General features: G+C 65.1%; 13 protein-coding genes. 7 read left to right on the top strand and 6 right to left on the bottom strand.

Going from position 1 to position 15946, the window contains the following annotated elements; translation table 11 throughout:
* The coding region (locus VK533_RS03895; protein ID WP_324375199.1) for a TonB-dependent receptor plug domain-containing protein at positions 1-527 on the bottom strand (527 nt) is incomplete at its 3' end.
* Between the two features lie 162 nt (positions 528-689).
* On the opposite strand from VK533_RS03895, the gene VK533_RS03890 reads away from it, so the two are divergent.
* Positions 690-1445, top strand: coding sequence for a FadR/GntR family transcriptional regulator (locus tag VK533_RS03890; RefSeq protein WP_324375197.1), 756 nt, complete (start codon positions 690-692; stop codon positions 1443-1445).
* A gap of 26 nt (positions 1446-1471) precedes the next feature.
* Positions 1472-3394: a glycoside hydrolase family 2 TIM barrel-domain containing protein gene (locus VK533_RS03885; protein WP_324375195.1), complete on the top strand. Its 1923-nt coding sequence runs from the start codon at positions 1472-1474 to the stop codon at positions 3392-3394.
* Here the strand turns inward: VK533_RS03885 and VK533_RS03880 are convergent.
* Genes VK533_RS03880 through VK533_RS03860 form a run of 5 tightly spaced genes read right to left on the bottom strand, consistent with a single transcriptional unit; the run spans position 3391 to position 10492 of the window.
* The gene (locus tag VK533_RS03880; RefSeq protein WP_324375193.1) at positions 3391-4257 is read right to left on the bottom strand and encodes an acyl-CoA thioesterase; all 867 of its coding nucleotides are present in this window, start codon (positions 4255-4257) and stop codon (positions 3391-3393) included. The genes VK533_RS03885 and VK533_RS03880 overlap by 4 nt on opposite strands.
* Complete coding sequence (locus VK533_RS03875) at positions 4257-5162, bottom strand: nitronate monooxygenase (protein WP_324375191.1); 906 nt, start codon at positions 5160-5162, stop codon at positions 4257-4259. The genes VK533_RS03880 and VK533_RS03875 overlap by 1 nt, the downstream gene beginning before the upstream one ends.
* Before the next feature lies 1 nt (position 5163).
* Positions 5164-6954, bottom strand: a complete 1791-nt coding sequence (locus VK533_RS03870) for an acyl-CoA dehydrogenase C-terminal domain-containing protein (RefSeq protein WP_324375188.1) — start codon at positions 6952-6954, stop codon at positions 5164-5166.
* 41 nt (positions 6955-6995) lie between these two features.
* Positions 6996-9359, bottom strand: coding sequence for a 3-hydroxyacyl-CoA dehydrogenase/enoyl-CoA hydratase family protein (locus VK533_RS03865; protein ID WP_324375186.1), 2364 nt, complete (start codon positions 9357-9359; stop codon positions 6996-6998).
* Positions 9356-10492: a thiolase family protein gene (locus tag VK533_RS03860; RefSeq protein ID WP_324375185.1), complete on the bottom strand. Its 1137-nt coding sequence runs from the start codon at positions 10490-10492 to the stop codon at positions 9356-9358. The genes VK533_RS03865 and VK533_RS03860 overlap by 4 nt, the downstream gene beginning before the upstream one ends.
* Positions 10493-10667: 175 nt before the next feature.
* Between VK533_RS03860 and VK533_RS03855 the strand changes: the two genes are divergently transcribed.
* The 5 genes from VK533_RS03855 to VK533_RS03835 form a co-directional block, all read left to right on the top strand.
* Positions 10668-11075: a DUF2147 domain-containing protein gene (locus VK533_RS03855; protein WP_324375182.1), complete on the top strand. Its 408-nt coding sequence runs from the start codon at positions 10668-10670 to the stop codon at positions 11073-11075.
* Positions 11076-11122: 47 nt separating this feature from the next.
* On the top strand, positions 11123-12424 hold the full coding sequence (locus VK533_RS03850) for an OmpP1/FadL family transporter (RefSeq protein ID WP_324375180.1): 1302 nt from the start codon (positions 11123-11125) through the stop codon (positions 12422-12424).
* Between the two features lie 17 nt (positions 12425-12441).
* Positions 12442-14109 (top strand): long-chain fatty acid--CoA ligase, encoded by a 1668-nt coding sequence (locus tag VK533_RS03845; RefSeq protein ID WP_324375178.1) that lies wholly within the window; start codon positions 12442-12444, stop codon positions 14107-14109.
* A complete protein-coding gene (locus VK533_RS03840) occupies positions 14106-14525 on the top strand; it encodes a MerR family DNA-binding transcriptional regulator (RefSeq protein WP_324375176.1) in 420 nt (139 codons plus the stop codon). The genes VK533_RS03845 and VK533_RS03840 overlap by 4 nt, the downstream gene beginning before the upstream one ends.
* 82 nt (positions 14526-14607) lie before the next feature.
* Positions 14608-15946, top strand: a 1339-nt coding sequence (locus VK533_RS03835) for an AMP-binding protein (protein WP_324375174.1), incomplete at its 3' end; no start/stop codon positions are given.

The raw sequence follows: 15946 nt of genomic DNA, 5'->3' as shown, positions 1-15946 counted from the left end.
GGGGCCGGGGTGACGATGCTGATCAGACCGGCCGAGGCGGCCTTGCCGTACAAGGTCGACTGCGGGCCGCGCAGTACTTCGATCCGCTCGATATTGGAGAGATCGGCGAAGGCGCGCGCCTGGAAGGTGACCGGCACGTCGTCGAGCACGACCGCGACCGACGGCTCGACGCCGATCGCGAAGGCGAAGGTGCCGACGCCGCGCATCGAGATGGAGGCGTTCACCGGATTTTCGGCCGGCCGCACGATCAGCGACGGCGCGACGCGGGTGAGATCATTGAAATCCCTGACGCCGGCCGCCTGAAGCTGGGTCGATCCGACCACCTGCACCGCGAGCGGCACATCCTGCACATTCTGCGTGCGCTTCTGCGCGGTGACCACGATTTCGGCCGCATTGTTGGCGTCGGTTGCCGCCGCCGGGGCTGCGGGTGCAGCGGCCGCCTGGGCCAAAGCGGCCGTCGCCAGGCCGGAGCCGAGCGCGGTTCCGATGAGCAGCCGCGCGAGCGCGCGCGTCATTTTGTAAGCCATGGTTTCCTCTCCCCATTATCGCCGGCTCGGGCCGGCTTGTGGAAGCTGCTTAGAGATTGGTCAGGCCAAATGCAAGCATGTGGTCAGGACGAAACCTGTAATATAGGTAAGGCCAATATCATGACCATTGCCGAAATCGGCCCGACCAGCTAAGCGGAGGACATGGTGGGCAAATCCGCAAGCGGCCGTTTGTACGAGAGGGTCTCGGACGACCTTTCCGCCCGGATTGCCTCCGGCGCCTATACGATCGGCCAGCGCCTTCCGGCCGAACGCGTGCTCGCCCAGACCTATTCGGTGTCGCGCCCGACGGTGCGCGAAGCGATCATCGCGCTTGAACTGGACGGCCTGGTCGAGGTGCGGATGGGGTCGGGCGTCTACGTCACCTCGACCACGCCGCGCGGCGGCAAGGCGGCGGAGGCCGATGTCGGCCCGTTCGAATTGCTCGAGGCGCGCCGCGCGATCGAAGGCGAGGCGTGCGCGCTGGCGGCGGTGCGCATCACCGATGCCGAACTTGACGCGCTGACGGGCCTGATCGCCGAAATGCATGACGAGAATGGCCGCGATATCGATCGGTCGGAAGACGCCGATCGCCGGTTCCACGTGCTGATCGCCGAAGCGACGCAGAACAGCCCGATGGTGACGGCGGTCGAAGCCCTGTGGGATGCGCGCGCGCGTTCGCCGCAATATAAATTGCTGAGCGACAAGGCGCATGCCGCGGGCGTTATCCCGCGTATCGATGAGCATAATATCATCGTCGAAGCACTGCGGACGCGCGATCCGGAACGCGCACGGACCGCGATGCGCGGCCACCTCACGCGCGTGCTCGAATCGATCATGGAAGCGACCGAAGTGCACGAGATGGAGCAGGCGCGGGCGCGCGTGGCGCAGCAGCGCCGCCGCTATGCCGCGCTGAGCTAAAGACAGACAAGAAGAGAGGGTTTCGCATGGCCGGGACGGAAGAAGGCGTCGCGCCAGTCGCGCTGACGCGGCGGGAAAGCTTTGCCCTCGCGGGTGTGGCGGGTGCGGTTGCGATCGCGGGCCGCGTGGACGCGCAGGCGCCCGACGAGGCTTTGTCGCTGCTCTACCCGTTCGAAAGCCCGACCCGATCCACGCGCGATCTGTCAGGCCTGTGGCGGTTCAAGCTCGACCGCGACGATGCCGGCGAGAAGGAAGGCTGGCAAAATGGCCTGACCAATTGGCGCAGCATCCCGGTGCCGGCGAGCTGGCAGGAATTGTTCGACGATGCGCGCAATTATGTCGGCGCGGCCTGGTACGAGACCGACTTTCAGGTCGATCCGGCGTGGCGCGGCCGCGCGCTGCGGCTGCGCTTCGGATCGGCAGTCTATCGCGCCAGGGTGTGGCTCAACGGCAAGTTGCTGGGCGAACATCGTGGCGGCCATTTGCCGTTCGTGTTCGACATTGGTGGCGCAGCGCGGTTCGGCGAGGCCAATCGCCTGAGCGTGATGGTCGAGAACAAGTTGGAGCGCGACCGCGTCCCCAACAATCCCGATGTCGCGGCCTGGAAGTGGACGGTCGAGGAATATCCCCAGACCAGCTACGATTTTTTCCCGTTCGCGGGCCTCCATCGCCAGGTCTGGCTGTGCGCGCTGCCGCAGACGCATATCACGGATGTTGTAGCGACGACGGTCCACATCGACCGGAGCGCGAGCTGGGGCGTCCAAGTGGAAGTATCCGTCAGCGGTCGCTGGTCGGGGGAGGCACGCGTCCAGATCGAGGGCGGCGAAAGTCGCGGCTCGGCAATCGTTCATATCACCGGGGGCCGCGGCACCACAGTCGTCGCAATGCGTCGTGCCCGTTTCTGGAGTACAGGGGATCCTTTCCTACACCGCGTCACGGTGATGATCGGCGGGGCAGGACCGATCGACGAATATGCGTTCGATTTCGGCATGCGCACGATCGAAGTGCGCGGCACCCAATTGCTGCTCAACGGCGAACCGGTGCAATTGCGCGGCTTCGGCAAGCATGAGGACTTCTTCTTCCACGGCAAGGGCCTCGATCTGCCCGTGCTGGTGCGCGATTACGAACTGCTGAAATGGATCGGCGCGAACAGCTTCCGCACCTCGCATTATCCCTATGCCGAAGAGGCGCTGATGCTCGCCGACCGGGTCGGCCTGCTCGTCATCGCCGAGACGCCGGGGGTGAGTCTGACCTTTTCCGACGAGCCCGCGATCATCGAAGCACGGCGGCGCCAGTTGCGTGCTGACCTGACGGACATGGTTCGTCGCGACCGCAATCGCGCCTGCGTGATCGCCTGGTCGATCGGCAATGAGCCGCTGACCAAGCCTTTCCATACGATCGGCGATGCGCCCGCCGACGCGGCGCAGCGCGGCAAGGCCTTCTTCGACGACATTTTCGACCATATCCACGCGCTCGATCGCACCCGGCCGGCGACCCTGGTCAGCGTCCAGGGCGGGCCGCCGGACTGGCTGGCCAAGGGCGATTTCATCTGCACCAACAGTTATGACGGCTGGTATGCGGTGTCGGCGCGGATGGACGACGCCGCGCAGGTGCTGGAACGCGAGATGACCGCGCTGCACGCGCTCTATCCGAACAAGCCGCTGATGATCACCGAGTTCGGCGCCGACGCGGTTGCGGGCATGCACGATCAGCCGGCCTTGATGTGGGACGAGGAATATCAGGCGGAGGTGATCGCGATGTATCTGCGCTTCGCCGCGAAGCATGATTGGGTGATCGGCACGCACCCGTGGGCGTTCGCCGATTTCCGCACGTCGCAGAGCACGATGCGCGTCGACGGGCTCAATTTCAAAGGCGTGTTCACGCGCGATCGGCGGCCGAAGCTCGCGGCGCATAAATTGCGCGCGTTGTGGAATCCGAACGCGGCCTAGCTTCGTTCGATCGGGCGGATCAGGCCTTCCTGCGCGACGCTGGCGATATGGCGGCCGTCCTGCGTGTGGAAGGTGCCGCGCGTCAGGCCGCGTCCGCCGCCCGCCCAGGGGCTTTCCATCGTGTAGAGAATCCACTGATCGAAGGCGGGGGGCTCGTGCAGCCACAGGCTGTGGTCGAGGCTCGCGGCCTGCAATTTTCCGCTGAACAATGGAACGCCGTGCGGCAGGACGGCGGTGGTGAGCAGACCGAAATCGCTGAGATAAGCGAGCATCGCGCTGCGCATCGCGGGATCGGCGGGGGCGGCGCCGGCGAGCCGGAACCAAAGGCGGCTCGGGCCCGGCTGCGGCCGCGGCGCGAGCTCGCCAAAAGGCGGGATCGGGCGGAATTCGAACGCGCCGAAGCGTTTGAGGAAATGCGCCATCACCGGCGATCCGCCGCCATCCTTGTCGCCAGGATCGAGCGCATCGGGGCCGGGGACATCGGGCATGGGCGCGCCATGTTCGAACCCGGCCTCGGAGCGCTGGAACGAGGCGGTCATGGTCAGGATCGGCGCATCGTTCTGCAGCGCGACGATGCGGCGCGTCGCGAAGCTGCGCCCGTCGAAATCCTTGAGCACGCGATAGTCGATCTCGAGATCCTCATCGCCCGGCCGCATGAAATAGGCATGGAGCGAATGCGCCTGCTGGCTGGGAGACGCGGAGCGCGCACCGGCGACGAGCGCCTGGCCGATCACCTGTCCGCCGAACACGCGGCCGCGCCCGCGCGGATAGCGGGGTCCGCGATAGAGATCGGGCTCGATCGTTTCGACGTCGAGCAAGGCGACGAGCGCTGCGACCTCGTCCTCGGATTGCGGATCGGCCACTAGCTCTTCACGCTCCGATAATCCGCGATCAGGTCCTCGCAGATCGCGCGGGCGGGCCGTACCGCGCGGGTCGCGCCAACGCCATGGCCGGCGGACCAGATCGTCTTCCACGCGCGGGCTTCGCCTTCGAGATCGAGCGCGCCGACGTGGCCCGGCGCATCGAGCAGGCCGTTGGCGGCGAGGCTCGCTTTCATGAAATTGGCGTAGATGCCGGTGACCTTGTCGGTGTGGACGATGTCGGCAGCGCGGGATTCGACCATCATCTGTTTCTGCTCGGGCGGGGCGAGGCTCTCGTCGGTCGGGATGAACAGGCTGCCGAAATAGCCATAATCCGCGCCCATCAGTTCGGCGGCGGCGATATGGCGTCCGCGCGACAAGGCACCCGCCAACACCAAAGCGCCGTCGAAGATGCCGCGTATCTCGTCGAGCAAGGCGAACGGACTGATCGTCCCGGCATGGCCGCCCGCGCCGGCCGACACCGCGATCAGGCCGTCGGCACCGGCCTTGGTCGCTTTCTCCGCGTGGCGCGCGCTGATCACGTCGTGGAAGACGAGCCCGCCATAGCTATGGACCGCATCGACCACCTCCCGGACCGTGCCCAAGGAGGTGATGACCAACGGCACCTTGCGCTGGACGATGACGTCGAGGTCGGCCTGGAGGCGCGTGTTGGTGCGGTGAACGATCAGGTTGACGCCGTAGGGCGCGCTGTTTTCGTCGAGCCGCGCCTCGATCTCGTCGAGCCATTCGACGAAGCCGTCGGTGGTGCGCTGGTTCAAGGCCGGGAAGGTGCCGAGCAGGCCCGCACGGCAGCATTCCACCACCAGATCGGGGCCCGAGATCAGGAACATCGGCGCCACGATCGCCGGGATGGCGAGACGGCCGGCGAGCGGGGCGGGGATGCTCACCTCAGAAGGCGTCCTCGCTCAGCGCCATCATCGAAGCCTTGCCCGCCTTGATCGCAAGGAAGCAGGCGGTCGCCTGTGGCAATATGCGATCGAAGAAGAAGGACGCGGTCGCGATCTTGGCCTTGTAGAAATCGGCCTCGCCGTCGCCTGCGGCAACCTTGGCCTGCGCGATCTTCATCGCCTGGGCGAAGCAATAGCCCATCGCCACCAGCCCGAGCAGGCGCAGATAGTCGGTTGCCGCCGCGCCGGCTTCCTCGGGGTCCTTCAACCCCTTCTGCGCGATAGTGCCGGTCGAAAGCTGGAGCGCGCCGAACGCCTGGGCAAAGCCAGGGATGATTCCCGCCAGCGCCTCATTCTCGGCATTGTCCTCGATGAACGTAGACACCGGGTGGAAGAAAGAGCGCAGGTAACGGCCCATATGCGCGCCGAGCTTGCGGCCGACCAGATCGAGCGCCTGGATGCCGTTGGTACCCTCGTAGATCATCGCGATCCGCGCATCGCGGACATATTGCTCGACGCCGCTCTCGGCGATGTAGCCGTGGCCGCCATAGACCTGGACCGCGAAATTGGCGGATTCGGAGCCCATGTCGGTGAACAGCGCCTTCACGACGGGCGTCATCAAGGCGATGAAATCCCCGGCGCGCTGTTTCACTTCCGGATCGGTCGAATGCTTTTCGGCATCGAGCGCACGACTGACCCAGCCGCAGACCGCGCGGCAGCCCTCATTATAGGCGCGCATCGTCATCAGCATGCGCCGCACGTCGGGATGGACGATGATCGGATCGGCCGGCTTGTCGGGATATTTGGCGCCCGCCAGCGAACGGCCCTGAAGGCGATCCTTGGCGTAATAGACCGCCGACTGGTAGGCGGCCTCGCCGACCCCGAGCCCCTGGACGCCGACCGAAACGCGTTCGGTGTTCATCATCTTGAACATGGCTTCCATGCCCTTGTGGGCATTGCCGACGATCCAGCCGGTCGATTCCTCGAAATTGAGCTGGCAGGTGGCGGATGCCTTGAGCCCCATCTTGTGCTCGATCGCGGCGCACTGGACGCCGTTGGAGGGTCCGACCGAACCATCGGCTTTGGGCAGATATTTGGGCACGAGGAACAGGCTGATCCCCTTCACGCCGGCGGGCGCATCGGGCAGCCGCGCGAGCACGAGGTGGATGATATTCTCGGTCAGATCATGCTCGCCCGCCGAGATGAAGATCTTGGAGCCGGTCACTTTGTAGCTGCCGTCGTCCTGCGGCACCGCCTTGGTGCGCAGCAGGCCGAGATCGGTGCCGCAATGCGCCTCGGTCAGGCACATCGTGCCCGACCAGCTGCCCTCGACCAATTTGGGCAGATAGAGCGCTTTCAATTCGTCGCTGGCGAAACCCTCGATCGCGGTGGTCGCGCCGTGGGTGAGGCCGGGATAGAGGCTGAACGACACGTTGGCCGCGCAGATCATCTCCTCGGTCATCTTGTTGACCGTCTCCGGTAGCCCTTGCCCGCCCCATTGCGCGTCGGACGCGAGCGCGCACCAGCCGCCCTCGCGGAACTGGTCGTAGGCCGCCTTGAAGCCCTTTGGCGTGCGGACGACGCCATTCTCGAGACGGCAGCCTTCCTCGTCGCCGGAGCGATTGAGCGGCAGCAAAACCTCGCGCGCGACGCGGCCGGCTTCCTCGAGGATCTGATCGACCAGATCGGGCGTGAATTCGGCAAGCGCGTCGAGGCCGCCAAAACCGTCGTCATTGTGGAGTTCGTGCAGCACGAACTTCATGTCGCGCAGCGGCGCTTCATAGACCTGCATTTCACTCTCCTCGCGCGCCGGAATGCGGCTGCGTCCTGCAATCAGTTACGAAGCGGCTTGCCCGTCTCCAGCATATGTTCGACCCGCGCGATCGTGCGGACGTCACGGACGCGGAGCATGAAGGCTTCGCGTTCCAGTTTGAGTATGTCGCTTTCGCTGACGGTATCGACCAGATCGGCCGGGCCGCCGGTCAGCACGCCCGCGAGCGCGTCGGACACGACCATGTCGTAGTCGGTCGCGAGCCCGCGTTTGCGGAACCCCTGTGCCGCCATGTTGAGCCCGACATGGCCGCTCTCGCCCGGCAATTTGAATTCGGGCGGGGCGGGGGGCTGGTAGCCATCGACCAGCGCAAGCGCCTTCGCCTTGGCGTCGGACAGCAGCCGGTCGCGGTTCATGGTGATGGCGTCGTCGGGACGCAGGAACATCAGTTCCTTCGCCTGCGCGGCGGACTTGGACACGGTTGCAGTGCTGACCGTCTCGAACACCTTGGCGACGGCTGGCATCGGACCGTGGGGCATGCCGGGCGCATCGCGCCAGCGCTGGAGCATCTCGCCGCAGCCGCCCCAGCCGGGGATCAGGCCGACGCCGCATTCGACCAGGCCCATATAGAGCTCGGCATGCGCCTGGATCGCGTCGCAATGGAGCAGGATTTCGCAACCGCCGCCCAACGCCATGCCGGCGGGTGCGCCGACGACGGGGAAGGGGGCATATTTGAGTGCCTTGTAGGCCTTCTGGCCGCCGGAAACGAGCTTCTCGACCTCGCTCCAGGCGGCGATATTGAGCGCGAACAAGGCGAGGCCGAGATTGGCGCCGGCGGAGAAATTGCTGCCGTCATTGTAGACAACCATCGCCTTGAAGCTTTTCTGGACGAGCGGGATCGCCTGGCCGATCAGCTTCATGACATCGCCATCGAGCGCGTTCATCTTGCCGGTGAATTCGAGGGCTGCGATGCCGTCGCCGACATCCCAGAGCGCGGCCGAACCGTTCTTCAGCAGGGGCTGCGACGCGAGCTTGATATCCTCCAGCCGTAGCACACCCTCGGGGCGGATTATGTTATGATAATCGCCATCGATTCCAAGATATTGGCGCTTGCCGTTCTCAGTCCGATAGAAGCTGCGATCACTCGCCAGCTGGAGCAAATCAGGGACGGGTTTGCCCTCGGCTGCAAGCCGTGCGGCTAGCTTTGAAGCGCCGATCTTGTCGATCAGCTCGAACGGCCCGAACTTCCAATTGTAGCCGAGCTTCATCGCGTCATCGACCGCGACGATGCTGTCCGCCGCCTCGGGCACGAGACCCGCGGCATAAGCGAGCGTGCCGCCGAGCACCGCCCAGGCATAATCGCCCATCTTTCCCTTGAGCCCGATCAGCGCGCCCAAATCGCCCTTGGCGGCATCGGCGGGGAGGCCGCCCGCCTTGATCGGCAGGCGATATTCGCCGGTAATGAGGTCGATCGTCTCCTTGCGCTTCCCCATCTCGCGATTGACGCGATAGAAGCCGCCCTTGCCCTTGCGGCCGGTGAAGCCGCCTTCGATCATCGTTTCGATCAAAGGATGGACGCGCGCGATCGCCTGGTAGGGATCGTCCTTCGGCAAGGTTTCGGTCAGGCTCTTCTGGAGATGCGGCATCAGATCGATGCCGACCAGATCGACCAGCCCGAAAATGCCCGTCTTGGGAATGCCCATCGGACGACCGCCGACCGCATCGGCTTCCTCGACCGTCAGGCCAAGGTCGAACGCGGCGTTGAGGCCGAGCTGAATCCAGTAGGTGCCGATGCGGTTGGCGATGAAACCGGGCGTGTCCCTGGCATGGACGATCGTCTTGCCCATCGAGCGATCGGCAAAGGCCTCGACCTTCGCGGCTACGACAGGATTGGTGGCCGGACCGGTGACGATCTCCAGCAGGCGCATGTAGCGCGGCGGGTTGAAGAAATGGGTGATCAGAAAGTCGCGCCTGAACGCATCGGTGCGGCTCTCGATCAGCTTGTCGAGTTTGATGGTCGAGGTGTTGGACGAGATCGCGCTGCCGGGGCGGCGCACGGCTTCCAGCCTGGCATAGAGATCATGCTTGATGTCGAGCCGTTCGATCACCGCTTCGATGATCCAGTCGCACTCGGCGACCTTGGCGAGATCGTCCTCGATATTGCCGGTCTCGACCAATTTCGCGGCGCGGGTCGACATGAATGGCGCGGGATCGGTCTTGAGCATCTTCGCGACCGCGCCCTCGGCGATCGCATTGCGGTTGGCGGAGCCACCATCGCCTTTGGGGACGATGTCGAGCAAAAGCACCGGTACGCCGGCATTGGCGACCTGGGCGGCGATGCCCGCGCCCATCACGCCCGCGCCGATCACGCAGACTTTCTTGATAGAGTCCGGCCGGACGCCGGCTGGTTTGATGGCGTCGGTCACTCGGCTGCCTCCAGCACGGTGGCGATTCCCTGGCCGCCGCCGATGCATTGGGTGGCAAGCGCGTAATGGCCGCCCTCGCGCTTGAGCAAGGACGCGGCCTTGCCGACGATGCGCGCGCCGGTCGCGCCGAGCGGATGGCCGATCGCGATCGCGCCGCCATCGATATTGACCGTGTCGGGCTTCAATCCGAGGTCGCGCATGCAGGCGAGCGCCTGGCTGGCGAAGGCTTCGTTGAGCTCGACCACATCGAGATCGCCGACATTGATCCCGGCGCGCTCAAGCGCCTTGGTCGAGGCGCCGACCGGGCCGATTCCCATGATCTCGGGCGCGCAGCCGGCAATACCGACCGATTTGATCCGGGCGAGGATTTCGAGCCCGTGCGCGCGGGCATAATCCTCGCTCGTCACCAGCACCGCGCTCGCGCCGTCGGTGAGCGGGGAGGAGGTGCCGGCGGTGACCGAACCATTCTGATCAAAGGCAGGCTTGAGGCCGGCGAGGCCCTCGGCATTGGTGTCGGGACGAAGCGTGCCGTCTTCGCTCACCACGCCGGTCTTGGTCTTGATCGGGATGATCTCGTCGGAAAGCTTACCACCCGAACGGGCGGCGGCGGCTTTCTGCTGGCTGCCGACCGCGAACGCTTCCTGCTCGGCGCGCGTGATCTGGTACTTGGTCGCGACATTCTCGGCGGTGTCGCCCATGCCCATATACGCGGCGCTTTTGGCGGCGAGCGTGGGGTTGGGGAGGGGGTTGAAGCCCATCATCGGCACGCGGCTCATCGACTCGACGCCTGCGCAGATGAAGGCCTCGCCCGCTCCGAGCTGGATCTGGCCCATCGCGATATGGATCGCGCTCATCGACGATCCGCAGAAGCGGTTGACGGTCATCCCGCCGACCGACAGCGGCAGGTCCGCGAGCAGCCCGATCAGGCGGGCGACGTTCAAACCCTGCTCGCCTTCGGGGAAGGCGCAGCCGAGGATGATGTCCTCGATATCGGCGGCATCGATCCTGGTTTTCTCGATCAGTCCGCGAATCACCTGCGCGGCGAGATCGTCGGGCCGGACGCGCGCCAGATCGCCCTTGGTCGCGAGATGGAAAGGCGAACGGGCGTAGCCCGCGATCACGGTGTTGCGCATCAGTCACTCTCCGGCGGCACTTTACGGTATCGTGCCCTGTCGTCTCTAAGGGTGCGATACTTTCCCTATACGTCAAGCAAATTTTGAGTCACATAGGGATTCGCAGCCGGTCCAATGAACCGGCCCAACGATCACCTGCCACAGAGCGGGGATCGGAGAGTGATGAAGGAGAGGTATGACTGGCTTTCTCATGCTCGCAGGCCTTGCATCGGCCGCGCTCAGCCCGGACACGGCGCTTGGGCGCTGGCAGACCGAGACTCGTCACGGCATCGTCGAGGTCGAGCGCTGCGGCGCGTCGATCTGCGGCAAGCTGACCAATTCGGACGGGCTCAGGGCCAACCCCAATCTGCTCGACGTCAACAACAAGGACGCGTCGCTGCGCGGCCGCCGGATGATGAACCTGCAATTCATGAGCGGCTTCACCCGCGGCGACGGCGAATGGACCGGCGGAACGATCTACAACGGCGATGACGGCGGCACCTACAAGGCCACCATCACCCCGATCGACGCCGATCACCTCAAGGTGCGCGGCTGTATCATGTGGCCTTTGTGCAAGAGCCAGACCTGGACGCGCGTCCGTTGAGGCGCGTCCCCATGACCAACGACAACAAAGAGACGAGGGAGTTCAGGATGACCAAGATTTCCACGCGCGCGCTTTTCGCCGCGACTGTTTCCGTCCTCGCGGGCGGTATCGCCACCTCCGCCAATGCGGCGGCCTTCTACCTGCAGGAACAATCGGTGCGTGGCGCCGGACGTGCTTTCTCAGGCGAGGGCGCGGATCAGGGCGCGGCGTCGCTCTGGTGGAACCCGGCGTCAATCGGCGGCATGACCGGCGGCGACGTTTCGCTCGGCGTGAGCGAGATCATGCCGCGCGGCGATGTCCATAACAACGGCACCGTGATCGTGCGTCCGGGCCAGGCGCCCGCACCGGTCGGCGGCGACACGGATTCGCACAACCCGATCAACAACGGCACCTTGCCCTCGGGCGCGATCGCCTATGCGCTGACACCGCGCCTGTCGATCGGTCTCGCGGTGACATCGCCGTTCAGCTTCACCACCAATTACGCCGCGACCAGCTGGGCGCGCTACACGGCCGACAAGACGCAGCTGCGCACGATCGACCTGCAGCCTACGGTCGCATTCGCGATCACGCCGGAGTGGAGCGTCGGCGTCGGCGCCAATGCCGAATATGTCCGCGCGATCCTGGGCAATTACCTGCCCAATCTGTCGCCCTTGCTGCCGGACGGCCATCAGACGCTCAAGGGCAATGGCTGGGATTGGGGCTGGAGCCTCGGCACGCAATTCCACACCGGCCCGGTCTCGATCGGCCTGAGCTACAAGTCGAGCGTCAAGCACACGCTGGACGGCAGCGTCACCACCGCTGGTCTGGCCGGCCCGCTTGCGGGGCAGAATGGCTCGCTCACGACCACCGCCCAGTTCCGCACCCCGTGGCAGGCGGTCGCGGGCATCCGCTTCAAGGCGACCGACAAGCTCACCCTCGACGGCCAGATCGTCCGCTTCGGCTGGAACAAGTTCGGCACGATCCAGCTCGGCGCGCCGCTCAACGTCGCGATCCCCGAAAATTACGGCAATACGTGGAGCTATGCCGGCGGTCTCGACTACGCGATCGCGCCGAACTGGACGTGGCGCGCGGGCATCCAGCGGGACGAAACGCCGACGCGCGACACGCATCGCGATGCGCGGGTGCCCGACAGCGACCGCTGGAATTTCGCCACCGGTACCAGCTTCGATGTGACCAAGGGCCTCGGGTTCGACGCCGCCGTGAACTATATCAAGTTCAAGGATTCCAGCATCGACCGCCTCACCGCGGCCTATGCGGGCTCGCCGGTGCAGACGCCGATCGTCGTGAACGGCACGCTGCAGAACGCACATGCGCTGGTGCTCTCGGTCGGCGCGCACCTGAAGTTCTGATGTGGGGCGCGGCGGGTATGATGCGTGAAGACAATCCGGCGGCGGATCTGCCGCCGGAGGTCATGCCGACGATCGCGCCGCGCCTTTTAACTGATCTGCTCGACAAGGCGGTCGCGCATCACGGGGCGTGGCCGGCGATCGATTTCATGGGCCGCCACTGGTCCTATGCCGAACTCGGCGAGCTCGTACGGCAGACTGCGCGCGGACTGCAGGATATCGGCGTCAAGCCGGGCATGCGGGTTGGCCTGTGCCTGCCCAACACGCCCTATTTCGTGATATTCTATTTCGCGATCCTGCGGGTCGGCGGGGTCGTGGTCAATTTCAACCCGCTCTATGTCGAGCGCGAATTGAAGCATCAGATCGTCGATTCGGGCACGACGATCATGGTCGTGCCCGATCTCAAGATGATCCACGCCAAGGTCGCGAAGATCGCCGACGAGGTCGGGCTGACGAATATCGTCGTCTGCCCGTTCGGGGCGGTCCTGCCGCTCGCCAAGCGGATCGGCTTCGCCTGCTTCAAGCGCCGCGAGATCGCGCATATTCCCGACGATGCGCGTCACGTGATGTTCGCCGATCTGATCGACGACGCCGATCCCGATTCGGTCGCGCAATCGCCGCACGATCTCGCGGTGCTGCAATATACCGGCGGCACCACCGGCCTGCCCAAGGGCGCACGGCTGAGCCATGCCAACCTGGCCGCCAACAGCGCGCAGATGATCCTGCATGTGGGGCATATGCCCGAACAGCAGGAACGCACATTGGGCGTGCTGCCGCTGTTCCACGTCTTCGCGCTGACGACGGTGCTCAATTACTCGATCGATACCGCCGCCGAGATGGTTCTGCTGCCGCGTTTCGAGATGAAGCAGTTCCTCGCCACGATCCGCCGCACCCCGCCGACGCAATTCTTCGGCGTGCCGACGCTCTATGCGGCGATGAATGCTTTGCCCGACGACGAAGCGCCCGACATGAGCACGATCCGCGTCTGCATTTCGGGCGGCGCGCCCTTGCCGCTGGAGGTACGCGAGACGTTCGAGCGGTGTATGGGGTGCCGGATCGTCGAAGGCTACGGCCTGTCCGAAGCCTCGCCGATCATCGCCTGCAATCCGCTTGAGGGCCTGGTGAAGGACAATAGCTGCGGCCCGCGCTTTCCCGAGACGATCCTCGAGATACGCGACCTCGAAGATCCGCATCGCGTGCTTGGGCTCGGCGAGCGTGGCGAAGTGTGCGCCCGCGGCCCGCAGGTGATGCAGGGCTATTGGAACCGGCCCGAGGATGATGAAGCCGTGTTCGTCGATGGCGCGCTCCGCACCGGCGACGTCGGTTATCTCGATGAAGACGGCTATCTTTTTCTGGTCGATCGCATCAAGGATTTGATCCTGTGCGGGGGATACAATGTCTATCCGCGGGTGATCGAGGATGCGCTGTACGAGCATCCGGCGGTGGCGGAGGCGGTCGTGATCGGGGTTCCGGACAGCTATCGCGGGCAATCGCCCAAGGCGTTCGTGTCGCTCCATGCCGGCGCACACGCCGACGAAGCCGGTTTGTGCGCTTTCCTGGCGGATAGGCTGAACAAGATCGAGATGCCGTCGAGCATCGAGATCCGCGACAAATTGCCCAAGACGCTGATCGGCAAGCTTTCCAAGAAGGCGTTGGCCGAAGAAGAAGCCGCGAGGCGCGCCGCATGACCGCACGCCACAAGCCGACCGAAGACCATGCCGCGCTCAAGGGGATCCAGGAGGTCGCCAAGGAGCTCGGCATGACGATGCGCGCGCTCCGCTTCTACGAGGACAAGGGCCTGATTGCGCCGCAGCGCGTCGGTACCACGCGCATCTACGGCAAGCGCGAGGTCGCGCGCATCCGGCTGGTGCTGCGCGGGCGCGCGCTCGGCTTCACCGTGCGCGAGATCAAGGAATTCCTCGATCTCTACGATGTCGATCCCGAGCATGTGGAGCAAATGCGCGTCTTCATCAAACGCGTGCGCGCGCGGTTGACCGAGCTGGAACATCGCAAGGCCGCGCTCGACCAGACGATCACGGAATTGCGCGCGCTGGAGCGCGAGACGCTCAGCAATCTCGAAAGAGCGGGCAAGAGCCCCGCCTGAGCCGGAATTCAGGCAGCGACCACTTTTGGGTTTGACGAGTGGCGCGCTTCTGCTGTCCTCTGCCGGCGACGGGGGGAACGTCGTGCTGCTGAGCCGCATACTTGACCATGCCGGGCGCCATCCGAACAAGATCGCGGTTGTCAGCAACGGCGCGCCCATCAACTATGAGACATTCGCCAAAGGCATTCTAAAGATCCGCTGCCACGCCGCCCAGGCGTTGCCGCCCATCTGCGGTACCGCGATCATTGCCAGCCCGGGACTGCTCAACCTCTGGCTCATCAGCATCGCGCTCCGTTCGCTGGGAATCACCACGGTCGCCGCACGCGATCTTGAGACGATCGGAAAGCTGCGCCATTTTCCCGGGGCGATGCTGGTTTGCGCCTCCCGCCGGGAAGGCTACGTGCCGACTGCCCACCAGCGTTGGCCCGATCTGCCGATCTTCGAGCTTCCGATAGAAGCGATCAACGCGATCCGCGACGATGCCTTGCCGTCGACCGTCGATGACAGCCGCTTTGGCGACTATATCGAATTCACCTCCGGCTCTACCGGCGATCACAAGATCCTGGTTCGTTCGGGCGCGGCCGTCGAGCAGCTGTGGACGCGCACGGCCGCCGAATTCCGGCTCGATCGGAGCAGCGCCTTCCACCTGCACAGCCTGACGGCATGGACCGCCGTCGGCGGCAAATGCCCGTTGACCTGCTGGGCGTTGGGGGCGACCTGCCTGTTCGATCAGCGCTACGATAATCTGCATCACCTGCTGGACCTTCCGATCAACCGGCTGTTCGTGACGCCCGCGCAGATCAGGACGCTCGCTGCCATGGATTTGCCCAAGCCGCGGGACCCCGATCTGCAGATCTATTGCGGCGGCGGGTTTCTCGCCGCGCCGCTCGTGGCCCAATTGCGTGAGAAGCTGCGTTGCCGGATCTTCCTCAACTATGCCGGCTCCGAATTCGGGGTGCGGCTGCAGAGCGAGATCCAGGTCGAGGAGGACGCGATCTGGCTGCGGCCGCTGCCAAATGCCGACCTGCGGCTGGTCGACGAGCTCGGCGAGCCCGCCGCGGACGATCAGGAAGCGGTCATCCAGGTGAAATTGCATGCCTGCGATCCCCGGCCCTATTCCGGCGAGCCGGCTAGCGGGGAAGCGGGCGTCGAGGGCAGCTGGTTCAACACCAACGATCTCGCCACGCGCCGCGCGGACGGCCGGATACGGATATTGGGTCGCGCTGAGGACGTGCTCAACATCTCCGGCCAGAAGGTGCCGGTCGGGCCGGTGGAGGAAAGGGCGCGCACGCTGCTAGGCATCGACAGCCTGTGCCTGTTCACGCGGCAGGCAGACGACGGAGAGGATTATCTGTTGGTAGCGATCGAGGGCGATCAGGATCCTGAAAACCGCCGGGTGACGGCGTTCCGGGCCGAGCTTG

The sequence above is a fragment of the Sphingomonas sp. genome (assembly GCF_035317925.1).
In the GTDB taxonomy this organism is placed as follows: Bacteria; Pseudomonadota; Alphaproteobacteria; order Sphingomonadales; family Sphingomonadaceae; genus Sphingomonas_I.
This window is presented reverse-complemented; position numbering and strand designations above follow the sequence as displayed.